Origin of the sequence: Streptomyces sp. NPDC021115, from assembly GCF_044333065.1 — a bacterium.
In the GTDB taxonomy this organism is placed as follows: Bacteria; Actinomycetota; Actinomycetes; order Streptomycetales; family Streptomycetaceae; genus Streptomyces.
In genome coordinates this window covers 7,659-23,809 of record NZ_JBIRQF010000034.1, presented here as the reverse complement: position 1 = coordinate 23,809, position 16,151 = coordinate 7,659, and the positions used below count along the sequence as shown (strand labels likewise).

Below are 16,151 nucleotides of genomic sequence, written 5' to 3'. Positions count from 1 at the left end.
GGATCAGTGGTCCGTCGGTCGGCCGAGCTCACTGTCGATGAAGGCGAGGACCTCGTCGGCACTCGCCGCCTCGATCCGCTGCTGTACGTCCTGTTCGCCGGTCTCGGTGCCGGGGCCGGTGCCGGTCACCCGCGCGAGCATCTTCCGCAGCCGCGCCGCGGCCCCGGCCCTGGCGGCCTCGCCGAGGTCTTCCGCCGACAGCGCTGCGGACAGTGCCGTTTCCAGCCGGTCGAGTTCGGCGGGCAGGGCGGGACCCGCCGCCTGGGCGGGCTCGCCGAGGCGGGTGGCCAGGAGGTCGGCGACAGCGGCCGGTGTCGGGTAGTCGAAGATCAGGGTCGCGGGCATCCGCAGCCCTGTCGTGGCGGTGAGCCGGTTGCGCAGCTCGATCGCGGTGAGCGAGTCGAACCCGAGCCGGTCGAACTCCCGCTCGGCGCCTACCTGGTCCGGCGAACCGTGCCCCAGTACGGCCGCGGCCTCGCCCCGTACCAGATCGGTGAGGAAGCGCACCCGCTCGTGCTCGCGGGTGTCCGCCAGCCGCGCCGCCAGGTCGGCAGCCCGGTTGTCGGCGGCGGCGGTCCGGCGACCGGCGCGGACCAGGCCGCGCAGGATCGGTGGCACGGCGCCGGCGAACATCGTCGTGCTGGGACCGGCCTTGCCCGCCGTGCGCATCACGATCAGGTTCGCCTCGTCGCGGCCGGTGGCGGCGTCGAAGAGGGCGAGGCCCTGTTCCAGGGTCAGCGGCGGCGTCCCGGACCGGTTCATGCGCTCGATGTGGGCATCGCTCAGCCCGCTGGTCATGCCGGTGCCCTGCGCCCAGGGGCCCCACGCCAGCGAGGTCGCGGCCAGCCCCGCACGCCTGCGGTGCTGGGCCAGTGCGTCGAGGAAGGCGTTGGCGGCGGCGTAGTTCGCCTGCCCGGGGCTGCCCATGACGCCCGCCACCGAGGAGTAGACGACGAACGCCGAGAGGTCCGCCGTCCGCGTCGCCTCGTGCAGATTCCACGCGGCGTCGACCTTCGGCCGCAGCACCGCGTCCACCCGCTCCGGGGTCAGCGCGTCGAGCACACCGTCGTCGAGCACACCGGCCGTGTGCACCACCGCGGTCAGCGGGTGTGCGACCGGAACCGCGGCCAGGAGTTCCCGTACGGCGACGGGGTCGGCGAAGTCGCAGGCGGCGAGGGACACCTCCGCGCCGTGGGCGGTCAGCTCGTCGCGCAGTCCGGCGGCGCCCGGCGCCTCGGCGCCCCGGCGGCTCGCCAGCACCAGATGCCGGGCCCCGCGCTCGGTCACCAGGTGCCGGGCCAGCTCGCGGCCCAGGCCGCCGGTGCCACCGGTGATCAGCACCGTGCCCTCGGGACCCCATGGGGAGCCGTTCCGGGCGGGCGCGGACGGTTCGGGCGCGCGCATCATGCGCGCGACCCGAACGGTCCCTTCCCGCACCATGAACTGCTCCTCGTCCGTACCCGGCAGGCTCGGCAGCACGGCCGCGGAGGCGGCCGAACCGTCGAGATCGGCGAGCAGGAACCGGCCGGGGTTCTCCATCTGCGCGGAGCGCACCAGGCCCCACACCGCCGCGGCGGCCAGGCCCGGTACGTCCTCGCCCTCCGGCGCGGCCGCTCCCCTGGTGACGAACACCAGGCGGGTGCGGGCCAGCCGGTCCTCGGCCAGGCACTCCTGCATCAGCGCCAGCACCCGGTGCGTCACCTCGTGCACCGTCTCCGGGCCGCCATCCATACGGCCCGCGACGGGTACCGCGAGAATCTGCGGTGCCACCGCGCCGCCACGATCGCGCACTTCGGCTAGGGACTTCACTGGTTCCGCGGCCTGACCGAGCGCGTCGGCCAGCCCGAGCTCGTCGGGCCCGAGGACGAACCAGGCAGAGTCGTCGGCGGCTGTCCTGGGCTCCGGCCGTTCCACCCACTCGAGATGGAACAGGGACTTCCGGTGGTCCGGGCCGGCCGGTGCGTCCGGCCGGGCCGTCGGCGGCCGCAGCACCACCGCGTCCGCCGAGAGGACCGGCGCGCCCTGCGCGTCGGCCGCGGCCAGGACAAGCCTGTCCGCGTCGCGGGTCAGCCGGGCCCGCAGCACCCGCGCGGACGCGGCGTGCAGCGACACCCCGCGCCACTCGGCCGGGAGCAGCCGTTCGCCGTCCTCCTCGCCGCCGGTGAACACCGCCGCGTGCAGCGCGGAGTCCAGCAGTGCCGGGTGCACGCCGAAGCCGTCGGCGTCGCGTACCTCGTCGGGCAGCGCGACCTCGGCATAGAGGTCCTTGCCGCGCCGCCAGACCCCCCGCAGGCCCTGGAACGCAGGCCCGTAGTCCAGGCCCGCGTCGGCGAAGCGCTCGTAGAGGTCGTCCAGCCCGATCCCGGTCGCGCCGGCCGGCGGCCACTGTGCCGCGTCGAAGTCGGCCACCCTCTCCCCCGGTACGAGCCACCCGTGGGCGTGCGGCGTCCACGCGGCGTCGGGGTCGTCGGTGGGGCGCGCGTGGAACCACAGCTCCCGGCGCCCGGCGTCGTCGGGTTCGCCGATCCGCGCCTGAAGCCGCACCGCGCCCCGCTCCGGCACCACCAGCGGCTCGGCCAGGGTCAGTTCCGCCACTCGCTCGCACTCGACCTGGTCGCCCGCGCGGATCGCGGCCTCCAGGAAGGCCGTGCCCGGCAGGATCACCGCACCGTCGACGGTGTACTCGGCGAGCCAGGGGTGGAGGGCGAGCGACAGGGTGCCGGTGAGGACCAGTTCCGCCGAGCCCGCGACGGCCATCACGGCGCCGAGCACGGGGTGTTCCGTTGCGGCCAGGCCGAGGCCGGCCGCGTCCGCGGAGCGCAGCGACGCCGTCGGCCAGAACCGCTCGCGCTGGAACGCGTACGTCGGCAGGTCGATCCGGCGTGCCCCGGTGCCCGCGTAGAACACCCGCCAATCCACCGGGGTGCCGGTGACGTGCAGGCGCGCGAGTGCGGTGGCCATGGCGGCTTCCTCGGACCGGTCCCCCCGCAGCGCGGGAACGACGGTGGTCCCGTCCGGCGCCGAACCCTGGATCATGGCCGAGAGCACGCCGTCGGGCCCGAGCTCGAGGAAGGTCTTCACACCGCTCTCGGAGAGGGTCCGTACCCCGTCCGCGAACCGTACGGTCTCGCGGACGTGGCGTACCCAGTACTCCGGTGAGCAGAGCTCGTCGGCCGTCGCGAGCGCACCGGTCAGGTTCGACACCACGGGCATCGTGGGCTCGTGGAAGGTGAGGTCCCCGAGGGCCGTACGGAACTCCGCCAGCATCGGGTCCATCAACGGCGAGTGGAACGCGTGGCTGACCGCCAGTTCGCTCGTACGACGGCCCTCGAACCGCGCCACGAGCTTCGCGACCGCCGTCTCCTCACCGGACAGCACCACCGACGACGGCCCGTTCACCGCCGCGACCGACACCCGATCGGACAGCAACGGCCGGACCTCGTCCTCGGTCGCCTCCACCGCCACCATCGCCCCGCCGACCGGCAACGCCTGCATCAGCCGGGCCCTCGCCGACACCAGACGGCACGCGTCGTCCAGCGACAGCACACCCGCCACATGCGCCGCGGCCACCTCACCTATCGAATGCCCCGCCATGAACTTCGGCGCGACGCCGAGCGACTCGATCAGCCGGAACAGGGCCACCTCGACGGCGAACAGGGCAGGCTGAGCGGCCCCAGTTCGGTTCAGCGCCTCGGCATCCTCGCCCCACATCACCTCGCGCAGCGCGGGATCGGACTCGGCCAGCACCGCGTCCAACGCCTGCGCGAACACCGGGAACCGGCCGTACAACTCCCGCCCCATCCCGATCCGCTGCGCACCCTGCCCCGAGAACACCACAGCCAGGGGACCTTCGGCAGCCACACCCCGGGCCACCTCGACCACACCATCCGCCGAGGACAGCAACACCGCCCGATGGTCGAACACCGACCGGCCCGTCGCCAGCGAGAACCCGACGTCCAGCGGCAGCCGCCCCTCCGCGAAGGACATGATCCGCTCCAGCTGCGCGTCGAGCGCGGCATCGCTCGTGGCCGATACCGGCCACGGCACCACGGTCGGCCTGGTCTCCGGCTCCTCGGCGGGCTCCACCACAGGATCGGGGCCCTGTTCGAGGATCACGTGCGCGTTGGTGCCACTGATCCCGAACGAGGACACTCCCGCCCGGCGCGGGTGGTCCGTCTCCGGCCACGCGACGTTCTCCAGCAGCAGCTCAACGGCCCCCGCCGACCAGTCCACATGGGACGACGGCTCGTCCACGTGCAACGTCTGCGGCAGCACCCCGTACCGCATCGCCAGTACGGACTTGATGACACCGGCGACGCCCGCCGCGGCCTGCGTGTGGCCGATGTTGGACTTCACCGAACCCAGCAGCAGCGGATGCTCCCGGTCCTGCCCGTACGTCGCCAGCAGCGCCTGCGCCTCGATCGGATCGCCGAGGGCGGTGCCGGTGCCGTGCGCCTCCACCGCGTCGACCTCCGCCGGGCTCAGCCCGGCACCGGCCAGCGCCTGACGGATCACCCGCTGCTGAGAGGGGCCGTTCGGCGCGCTCAGACCGTTCGAGGCACCGTCCTGGTTCACCGCCGAGGACCGCACCACCGCGAGGATGTCGTGCCCGTTGCGCACCGCGTCGGACTGCCGCTCGACCACCAGCATGCCGACGCCCTCGGACCAGCTGGTCCCGTTGGCGGCCTCGGCGAACGGCTTGCACCGTCCGTCGGGCGCCAGCCCGCCCTGGATGCTGAACCCCGCGAAGCTCACGGAGGTCGTCATCACGGTGACGCCACCGGCAAGCGCCAGCGAGCACTCCCCGGCACGCAGGGCCTGCGCGGCGAGGTGCAATGACACCAGCGACGACGAGCACGCCGTGTCGACGGTGGACGCCGGGCCTTCCAGGCCGAATACGTAGGACAGCCGACCGGAGAGCACACTCGCCGCCAGCCCGGTGCCGATGTGGCCGCCGAGGTCTTCCCGCGCGCGGGTCACCAGGTGCACGTAGTCCTGGCCGTTGGTGCCCACGAAGACCCCGGTCCGGCTGGAGCGCAGGCCCTCCGGGTCGATGCCCGCCCGCTCGATAGCCTCCCAGGACACTTCGAGCAGCAGCCGCTGCTGCGGGTCCATGGCCAGCGCCTCGCGCGGGCTGATCCCGAAGAAGCCGGGGTCGAAGTCGGCCGCGTCGTAGAGAAAACCGCCCTCGGAGGTCGCGCTGGAGCCGGGCTGATTCCCGGCAAGGGTCTCCAGGTCCCAGCCGCGATCGGTGGGAAACCCGGCGATGCCGTCTCGGCCGGACGCGACGAGGTCCCAGAACTCCTCCGGGGTACGCACCTGGCCGGGGAACCGGCAGGCCATGCCGACGATCACCACCGGGTCGTCCGCGGGGCCGGCCGAAACCGGGGTGAGGACCGGCGTGTCGGCCCGTTCCCCCCGCCCCAGCAGCTCGGCGACGAGGTGTTCGGCCAGCACCCGCGGCCTCGGGTAGTCGAAGAGCAGACTCGCGGGCAGTGCCAGGCCGGTGGCATGGGCCAGTTGGTTGCGCAGTTCCATCGAGGTCAGCGAGTCGAACCCGTGGTCCTGGAACGCCCGGTCCACGCCGATGGCCTCCGCGTCGGCGTGTCCGAGCACGGCGGCGGCATGGGTCCGTACGACGTCCAGCAGCACCGTCCCCTGCTCGGCCGCCGGGGCGGCGAGCAGGCGCTCACGGAGCTTCGACGCCGTGGACTCGCCGTCGCGCCGGGCTTTCCGCGCCGCCCGTGCGGCCGCGCGGGCGCCGGGCAGTCCGGTGAACGCGGCACTGGTTCGGAGGCTGAGCAGGGCCTTCAGCAACTGCGGCTGCCGGAGGTCCGCGACGACCGCGGTCGCGTCCGGTTCGGCCACCAGCTCGGCCATCGCCTCCATCGCGAGCCGTGGATCGAGCACGGTCGATCCGGCCGCCTCCGGCGCTCCGGCCCCTCGCCAGGCACCCCAGGCAATCGACGTCGCCGGGAGGCCCTGGGCTCGGCGGCGCTCGGCGAGCGCGTCCAGGACCGCGTTCCCGGCGGCGTGGTCCGCCCGGCCGGGGCTGCCGACGGCGGCGGCCACCGAGGAGAACAGCGCGAATACCGACAAGTCGAGATCGCGGGTCAGCTCGTCCAGCAGCAGGGCGGGCTGGACCTTGGCCCGGAACACGTCCTCGAAACGCCGCGCGGGCAGACCGTCGAGCGCGGTGGGCTCTTCCAGGTGACCGGCCGCGTGCACGACACCGGTCAGCGGGAACTCTGGCCCGATCGCCGCCAGCGCGGCTTCCAGTTCGGCCCGGTCCGTCGCGTCGCAGGCCGCGATCGTGACCCGCGCGCCGAGCGCGGTCAGTTCGGCCTCCAGCTCCGCCGCACCGGACGCGTCCGGCTCCCGGCGGGCGAGCAGCAGCAGGTGTTCCGCGCCGTGCCCGGCCAGCCAGCGCGCCATGTGCGCGCCCACCGTCCCGGTGCCCTCGGTGATCAGCACCGTGCCGGTCGGCTGCCACCGCCGTGCCGCGTCCCCCGCGGGCGCGGGCACCAGACGCCGGCCGAACACCCCTGAGGCCCGCACCGCGACCTGGTCTTCGTCACCGTCACCGTCCCCGGGGAGTGCTCCCGCGAGCACGCCGATCAGCCGCCGCGCGACGTCCGCGTTCAGCGCGTCCGCGCTCGGTGCCTCCGCGTTCGGTGCCTCCGCGTTCGGTACGTCGACAAGGCCGCCCCAGCGGTCCGGGTACTCCAGTGCCGCGACCCGGCCGAGTCCCCAGAACGCGGCCTGTCCCGGATCGATCGCCGTGCCGCCGGGATCCGCGGACACCGCACCGCGGGTCACCGCCCACACGGGCGCCGCGATGTCCGCGTCACCCATGGCCCGTAGCAGCGCCGCCGTGTCCGCGAGGCCGTCCGGCGACGCGGCGAGGAGTGAGACCACTCCTGTGAACTCGGTTCCGTCGGCGGTGAGTTCGGCCAACTGCGCGGTGAGTACCGTACGACCGACGTCCTCCGGTACGAAGCGGATCACGTCCGGACCCAGCGCGTCGGCGACGCCCCGCGCCCAGCCGTCGCCCTCGGCGGGGAGCACCACCAGCCAGGTGCCCGGCAGTACGGCCCGGAAGGAACCCTCCAGGGGCCGCCACTTCTCCCGGTAGCGCCAGGAGTCGACCGTCGACCTCGTCCGGCGGCGACCGCGCCAGGACGACAGCGCGGGCACGATGCCGCCGAGGGTGTCGGCGTCCACATCGAGGCTCGACGCGAGGGATTCCAGGTCCTCCCGCTCCACCGCCGCCCAGAACTCCGCGTCGATGCCGTCGCCCGCGGCCACGGGTTCGGCCGCCTCCGGCCAGAACCGCTCACGCTGGAACGCGTACGTCGGCAGGTCGGTCCGGCGCGCACCGGTCCCCGCGAAGAAGGCCGGCCAGTCCACGTCGACCCCGGCCACGTGCAGGCGCGCGAGGGCGGTCAGGGCTGTGGTCTCCTCGTCCCGGTCCTTGCGCAGGACCGGGACGACCGTGGCCGCGTCGGCCACCGACTCGCGGATCACCGGCGAGAGCACGCCGTCCGGGCCCAGTTCCAGGAACGCCGCCGCGCCCGCGCCGGACAGCGTCCGCATCCCGTCGGCGAACCGTACGGTCTCGCGGACGTGGCGCACCCAGTACTCCGGCGAGCACAGCTCCGAAGCGTCTGCCAGGCGTCCGGTCAGGTTCGATACCACCGGCATCGTGGGCTGGTGGAAAGTGAGTTCCCCGACCACCGTACGGAACTCGTCCAGCATCGGGTCCATCAGCGGCGAGTGGAACGCGTGCGAGACCCGCAGACGGCTCGTACGACGGCCCTCCAACCGCCCGGCGACCTCCATGACCGCCGATTCCTCACCGGACAGCACCACCGACGACGGCCCGTTCACCGCCGCCACCGACACCTCACCGGACAGCAACGGCCGGACCTCGTCCTCGGTCGCCTCCACCGCCACCATCGCCCCGCCGACCGGCAACGCCTGCATCAGCCGGGCCCTCGCCGACACCAGCCGGCACGCGTCATCCAGCGACAGCACACCCGCCACATGCGCCGCGGCCACCTCACCTATCGAATGCCCGGCCACGAACTTCGGTACGACACCGAGCGACTCGATCAGCCGGAACAGCGCCACCTCGACCGCGAACAGCGCGGGCTGAGCGGCCCCGGTCCGGTTCAGCGCCTCGACGTCCTCGCCCCACATCACCTCGCGCAGCGCGGGATCGGACTCGGCCAGCACCGCGTCCAACGCCTGCGCGAACACCGGGAACCGGCCGTACAACTCCCGCCCCATCCCGATCCGCTGCGCACCCTGCCCGGAGAACACCACAGCGAGCGAGCCCTCGGCCGCCACGCCCCGGGCCGCCTCGGCCACACCGTCCGCCGAGGACAGCAACACCGCCCGATGGTCGAACACCGACCGGCCCGTCGCCAGCGAGAAGCCGACGTCCAGCGGCGGCCGTCCGTCCGCGAAGGACGTGATCCGCTCCAGCTGCGTGTCGAGCGCCGCATCGCTCGTGGCCGACACCGGCCACGGCACCACGGTCGGCCTGGTCTCCGGCTCCTCGGCGGGCTCCACCACAGGATCGGGGCCCTGTTCGAGGATCACGTGCGCGTTGGTGCCACTGATCCCGAACGAGGACACTCCCGCCCGGCGCGGGTGGTCCGTCTCGGGCCACGCGACGTTCTCCGTCAGCAGCTCGACGGCCCCCGCCGACCAGTCCACATGGGACGACGGCTCGTCCACGTGCAACGTTCGCGGCAGCACCCCGTGCCGGATCGCCATGACCGTCTTGATCAGCCCGGCGGCGCCTGCCGCCGCCTGCCCGTGACCGAGGTTCGACTTCACCGAGCCCAGGTACAGCGGGTGCTCCCGGTCCTGCCCGTACGTCGCCAGCAGCGCCTGCGCCTCGATCGGGTCACCGAGGGTGGTGCCGGTGCCGTGTGCCTCCACCGCGTCGACCTCCGCCGGGGAGAGTCCGGCGCCGGCCAGCGCCTGGCGGATCACCCGCTGCTGGGAGGGGCCGTTGGGCGCGGTCAGACCGTTCGAGGCACCGTCCTGGTTCACCGCCGAGGACCGCACCACCGCGAGGATGGCGTGCCCGTTGCGCACCGCGTCGGACATCCGTTCCACCACCAGCGTCGCCACGCCCTCGGACCAGCCGGTGCCGTCCGCGGCCTCGGCGAACGCCTTGCAACGGCCGTCCGGCGCCAGGCCGCCGACCCGGGAGAATCCCGCGAAGGTCACCGGGGTGGCCATGACCATCACCGCCCCCACGAGGGCCAGCGAGCATTCCCCGGCGCGCAGGGCCTGCGTGGCCAGGTGCAGTGACACCAGCGACGACGAGCACGCCGTGTCCACCGTGACCGCCGGGCCTTCCAGCCCGAGGACGTAGGCCAGCCGACCTGACGCCACACTGCCCGACAGGCCCGTGGTCGCGTGGCCCTCGACGTCCACGGAGGACCGCATGACCAGGGTGGAGTAGTCATAGCCGCTGAGTCCGACGAACACTCCGGTCCTGCTGCCCCGCAGCTCCACCGGGTCGATTCCCGCCCGCTCGACGGCCTCCCAGGACACTTCGAGCAGCAGCCGCTGCTGCGGGTCCATGGCCAGCGCCTCACGCGGGCTGATCCCGAAGAAGCCCGCGTCGAAGTCGGCCGCGCCGCGCAGGAATCCGCCCATGGCCCCGCTGCCGGCCCCGGCGTCCCCTTCCCAGCCCCGGTCCTCGGGGAAGCCGGAGATGGCATCGCCGCCCGATTCGACGAACCGCCACAGATCCTCCGGCGAGTCCAGCCCGCCCGGGAACCGGCAGCTCATTCCGACGATGACCATCGGGTCGTCGGCCACCGCGACCGGCACGAGCGAGGCCGGAGCGTCCGCGTCCTGGCCTTCCTCCACCAGCTCCCCCAGCAGGAACCCCGCGAGCCCGCGCGGCGTGGGGTAGTCGAAGACCAGCGTCGCGGGCAGGGTGAGCCCGGTGACCGAGGACAGCCGGTTGCGCAGCTCGATGGCGGTCAGCGAGTCGATCCCCAGCCGGCGGAAGTCCTTGTCCGCGGAAACGGCCGAGCCGCCCGAGCCGGAGTCCGGCGACGCGTGCCCGAGCACGCGCGCGGCCTCGTCGCGCACCAGGTTCACCAGATGGGGCGCCCGCTCCTCGGGCCGCAGCCCGCGCAGGTGCTCGGCGAAGGCCGCCCGCGACGCTCCGCCCCCGCCGCTGGCCGCGGCGCGACGGCCGGTGCGGACCAGTCCGCGCAGCAGCGCCGGGACCTCTGCCCGCGCGGGGAGTTCTCCCCCGCCCGTGCCCTCGGCGACCGGCAACGGGACCACCAGCGCGTCGTCGCCGACGGTGGCGGCGTCGAACAGGGCCAGTCCGCGCGCCGTCGAGAGCAGCGGCAGGCCGAGGGCGGCGGCGCGGCGCAGGTCCTGGTCCTCCAGGCCGCTGGTCATGCCGACGCCCTGCTCCCACGCGGGCCAGGCCAGCGACACGGCGGGCAGCCCGACGGCCCTGCGGTGGTGCGCGAGTGCGTCCAGGAACGCGTTGCCCGCCGCGTAGTTCGCCTGCCCCGGGGCGCCCATCACACCGGCGGTCGAGGAGTACAGGACGAACGCGGCGAGGCCGATGTCCTTCGTCGCCTCGTGCAGGTGCCAGGCCGCGTCCACCTTGGGCCGCAGTACGGTGCCGAGGCGCCGCGGGGTCAGCGAGCCGACGACGCCGTCGTCGAGCACGCCCGCCGTGTGCACCACCGCGGTCAGCGGATGCTCGCCGGGAATCGCGGCCACCAGTGCCCGTACGGCGTCCGGGTCGGCGACATCGCAGGTGACCACGGAGACCTCGGCGCCGTACGCGGTCAGTTCGGCACGCAGGTCGTGCGCGCCGGGCGCGTCCGGCCCGCGGCGCGCGGCCAGCACCAGGTGCCGCATTCCGCGCTCGGCGACCAGGTGGCGGGCGAGTTCCCCGCCGAGGCCGCCGGTGCCACCGGTGATCAGGACGGTGCCTTCGGGGTCCCACGCGGGCGGCAGGGTCAGGACGAGCTTGCCGACGTGCCGCGCCAGGCTCATATGGCGGAACGCCTCCGGCGCCCGCCGCGCGTCCCAGGCACGTACGGGCAGCGGCTTCAGCACGCCCGCGCCGAACAGCTCCATGAGCGCGGCGAGCATCCGCTGGATGCCGTCGGGGGCGACCCAGCCCAGGTCGAAGGCGTGATAACGCACGCCCTCCGGCACTCTGTCCGGGTTCCGTACGTCGGTCTTGCCCATCTCCAGGAACCGGCCGCCGGGGCCCAGCAGCCGCAGCGACGCGTCCACGAACTCACCGGACAGCGCGTTGAGTACGACGTCGATCCCGCCGTCACCCGCGACGGCGGCGAAGGCCGCCTCGAAGCCGGTGCTGCGGGAGGAGGCGATGTGGTCCTCGGCGACGCCCAGTTCACGCAGGGTGTCCCATTTGCCCTCGCTCGCGGTGGCGAACACATCCGCGCCGAGATGGCGCGCCAGCTGGATCGCCGCCATGCCGACGCCGCCCGCGCCCGCGTGCACGAGCACCTTGTCGCCCGGCCGTGTCGCGGCGAGGTCCACCAGCGCGTGGTACGCCGTGAGGAACACGAGCGGGACCGAGCCGGCCGTCTCCCACGACCAGTCCTCCGGCACGGCCGTCAGCTGCCGCTCGTCCACCACGACGGCCGGTCCGAACCCACCGGACACCATGCCCAGCACCCGGTCGCCGGGCCGCAGGCCGGTCACCTCCGGGCCGACCGCCGCGACCACGCCCGCCGCCTCGGAGCCGAACAGTCCGGCCTCGCCGGGGTACATGCCCAGGGCGTTCAGCACGTCGCGGAAGTTGATCCCGGCGGCCCGCACGGCCACCCGCACCTGGCGCCCGGTCAGCGGCTCGAGAACCTCGGGGCACTCCGTCAGGGCCAGCGCGTCGAGGCTGCCCTTCGCGCGGCTGTCCAGTCGCCACGGCCGGTTCGCCGGCGGCACCAGCCCGCCGCCCGACGCCGCGCGCGCCAGCCGGCCGACCCTCAGCCACCCGGCCCGGATCAGCGCCTGCGGCTCGTCGAGGTCCAGCAACCCGGGCACGCCCGGCAGTACGGGCCCGGCCGCCGCCGCGTCGTCGAGGTCCACCAGCAGGAACCGGCCCGGGTTCTCCGACTGCGCGGACCGCACCAGGCCCCACACCGCCGCGGCGGCCAGGTCGCGTACGTCCTCGCCGTCCGCCGCGATCGCACCCCGGGTCACGAACACCAGGCGGGAGCGGGCGAAGCGTTCCTCGCCGAGCCAATCCTGGATCAGGCCCAGCACGCGGCACGTCAGCGCGTGCACGGCCTCGGGACCGCCGCCCCCCGCCAGCGGTACGGCGACGACCCGCGGTACGTCGGCCAACTCGGCCAACTCGGCCAGGGACGGCACACCTTGGCGGACGGTACCCACCGAGTCCAGCGCCGCACCCAGCCCGAAGTCGTCCGCACCGATCACGGCCCAGGCCCCGTCCACGGCGTCCGGGGCGGTCTGCGGGACCCAGTCCAGGCGGAACAGCGAGTCGGCCGGGTCCGGGCCCGCGGGCACGGTGGCGGGCGCGGCCGACGGCGCCCGCAGGACCAGCGAGTCCACCGAGATCACGGGCGCGCCGTGTACGTCGGCCCCGTCGACGACGACGGTGTCGGGGCCGGTCCTGAGTACCCTGGCCCGCAGCACGTCGGCACCGGAGGCGTGCAGCGAGACCCCGGTCCACTCGAAGGGCACCAGCCGCTCGCCGTCGCCGGAGTCCGCCGCGACGTGCAGCACCGAGTCCAGCAGTCCGGGGTGGACGCCGAAATCCCCGGCGTCGCGTGCGGTCTGCGGCAGGGCCACCTCGGCGAAGAGTTCGTCGCCCCGTCGCCAGGCCGCCCGCAGGCAGCGGAACGTCGGCCCGAAGTCCAGGCCGGATGCCGCGTACCGGTCGTAGAACCCGTCGATGTCCATGGCTGTCGCGCCGGGCGGCGGCCACCGCGTGGCGTCGAATTCGGCCACCCGCTCGCCCGGGACGAGCCGTCCGACGGCATGCAGCGTCCAGGCCGCCTCGGGCACCTCCGCGGGGCGCGCGAAGAACCGTATCTCCCTGCGGCCCCCGTCGTCGGGTTCGCCCACCCGCACCTGGACCTGCGTCCCGCTGTCCTCGGCCAGCACGAGCGGTACGACCATGGTGAGTTCCTCAACCTGGTCGCAACCCGCCTGATCGCCGGCCCGGACGGCCAGTTCCAGGAACCCGGTGCCGGGGAAAAGGATCACGCCGCCGACCCTGTGGTCGGCGAGCCAGGGCTGCGCCGCCGGGGACAGCACGCCGGTCAGCGCCAGCTCGTCCGCACCGGCCACGACCATCACCGCGCCGAGCAGCGGGTGCCCGGCGGGCTCCAGCCCCGTCCCGGACAGGTCCACGGACAGGTCGGTCCCCGAGGGCCAGAACCGCTCGTGCTGGAAGGCGTACGTCGGCAGGTCGACCCGGCGGGCCCCGGTCCCCGCGAAGAATGCCGCCCAGTCCACCGCGACCCCGCCCACATGCAGCCCGGCGACCCCGGTCACCAGCGCGGCCTCTTCACCGCGGTCCTTACGGAGCAGGGGAAGCACCGCGGCCTTCTCCGGCACCGACTCGCGGGCCGCCGCCGAGAGCACCCCGTCGGGCCCGAGCTCCACGAGCACTCCGGCACCGGCGTCGGCCAGCGCCCGTACCCCGTCGGCGAAGCGCACGGTCTCCCGTACGTGCCGCACCCAGTACTCCGGTGAGCACAGTTCGCCCGCGTCGGCCATCTGGCCGGTCAGGTTCGACACCACCGCGATCCGCGGCTCGTGGAACTCCAGCCCGGCGAGGACCTGACGGAAGGCAGCGAGCATCGGGTCCATCAGCGGCGAGTGGAAGCCGTGCGACACCCGCAGCCGCTTGGTACGGCGGCCCCGCGCCTCCAGCCGCGCCGCGATCTCCAGTACGGCCTCCTCGTCGCCGGACACGACCACCGTGGACGGCCCGTTCACCGCGGCGACCGACACCCGCTCGGTCAACAGGGGCGTGACCTCGTCCTCGGTGGCCCATACCGCGACCATCGCCCCGCCGGCGGGCAGGTCGTCCATGAGCCGCGCCCGCGCGTTCACCAGCGTGCACGCGTCGGTCAGCGACAGCACACCGGCGACGTGCGCGGCGACGACCTCACCGATCGAGTGCCCGGCGACGAAATCGGGCTGCACCCCCCACGATTCGAGCAGCCGGAACAGCGCCACCTCGATGGCGAACAACGCGGGCTGCGCGTATCCGGTCCGGTCGAGTTCGTCGGCGTGTCCGCTCCACATCACATCGCGCAGCGGGCGGTCCAGACCCGGATCGAGTGCGGCGAGGACGGCGTCCAGAGCCTCGGCGAACGCCGGGAACAGGTCGTACAGTTCCCGCCCCATGCCGAGCCGCTGCGCCCCCTGCCCGGAGAACAGCATGGCCAGCTTCGTGCGGCCGGGGACGGTGCCGTCCAGCACGGAGGGCGCCGTGCCGTTCTCGGCCCAGGCCACCAGCCCGTCCCGGAGCGCTTCGCGGCCGTCCGCGACGACGGCCACCCGGTGTTCGAGACTCGTCCGGGACGTCGCCAGGGAGAACGCCACATCGAGCGGGCGCGGTCCGGATACCTCGTCCAGCAGGGAGAGCGCAGCGGTGACCTGGTCCCGCAGGGCGGCCTCGGTGGCTCCGGACAGCACCCAGGGCAGCGCGGTCGGCCGCCGCTCCGCCGTCGTGGAGGCCCCGGAGGTCCCGGGGGTCCCTGGGGTCTCCTCGGCGGGGGCGTCCGGCGCCTGTTCGAGGATGACGTGCGCGTTGGTGCCGCTCACCCCGAACGACGACACTCCCGCGCGCCGGGGGCGGCCCGTGTCCGGCCACTCGCGCGACTCCCTCAGCAGGTCCACCGCTCCGGCGGACCACTCCACACGAGATGACGGAGTGTCGGCGTGGAGGGTCTTCGGCACGGTGCCGTGCCGCATCGCCATGACCGTTTTGATCACCCCGGCGACCCCGGCCGCGGCCTGGGCGTGCCCGAGGTTCGACTTGACCGACCCCAGCAGCAGCGGCGTATCCCGTTCCTGGCCGTAGGTCTCCAGGAGGCTCTGCGCCTCGATCGGGTCGCCCAGCGGGGTGCCGGTGCCATGCGCCTCCACCACGTCCACGTCGGCCGGGGCGAGTCCGGCGGCGGCCAGCGCCTGCCGGATGACGCGCCGCTGCGCGGGGCCGTTGGGCGCGGTGAACCCGTTCGACGCGCCGTCCTGGTTGACCGCGCTGCCGCGCACCACGGCGAGCACCGGATGCCCGTTGCGCCGCGCGTCGGACAGCTTCTCCAGCACCAGCACGCCGACGCCCTCGGACCAGCCGGTGCCGTCGGCGGAGTCGGCGAACGCCTTGCACCGCCCGTCACGGGCGAGGCCGCCCTGACGGCTGAACTCGATGAGCGGCCCCGGCGTGGACATCACGTTGACCCCACCGACGAGCGCCAGCGAGCACTCGCCGCCGCGCAGCGCCTGCGTGGCGAGGTGCAGGGCGACCAGCGAGGACGAGCACGCCGTGTCGACGGTCAGCGCGGGCCCCTCCAGCCCCAGGGTGTACGACAACCGCCCGGACACCGCGCTCGCCGCGATCCCGGTGCCGACCTCGCCGGTCGCGTCGTCCAGCGAGCGCACCATCAGGTACGCGTAGTCCTGGCCGTTCGTGCCCATGAACACGCCGGTCCGGCTGGAGCGCAGGCGGTTCGCGTCGATGCCCGCCCGTTCGATCGCCTCCCACGAGGTCTCCAGCAGCAGCCGCTGCTGCGGATCCATCCGCAGCGCCTCACGCGGCGAGATCCCGAAGAAACCGGGATCGAACTCCGTGGCGCAGTCGAGGAATCCGCCCTGCCGACTGATCTCGTTGCCGCGCTCGTCGACCTGGGCGCCGTGCAGGGCGCTCAGGTTCCAGCCACGGTCGGTGGGAAATCCGGAGATCGCGTCGGTGCCGGCCGCCACCAGCCGCCACAGGTCCTCCGGGGAACGCACGCCGCCGGGATAGCGGCAGCCCATGCCGACGACGGCGACCGGTTCGGTGGCCGCGGCGACCAGATGCCTGTTCTGCCGCCGGAGGCGCTCGGTCTCCTTCATCGCTGCGCGCAGTGCCTGGA

1 protein-coding gene is annotated in these 16,151 nt (G+C 74.0%); it reads right to left on the bottom strand.

Annotated features, from left to right (window positions below):
* Positions 1-3: 3 nt before the first annotated feature.
* Entirely contained in the window at positions 4-16,143 is a 16,140-nt protein-coding gene (locus tag ACH4TL_RS44810; RefSeq protein ID WP_398425502.1) for a type I polyketide synthase, read from the bottom strand.
* Positions 16,144-16,151: the final 8 nt, after the last annotated feature.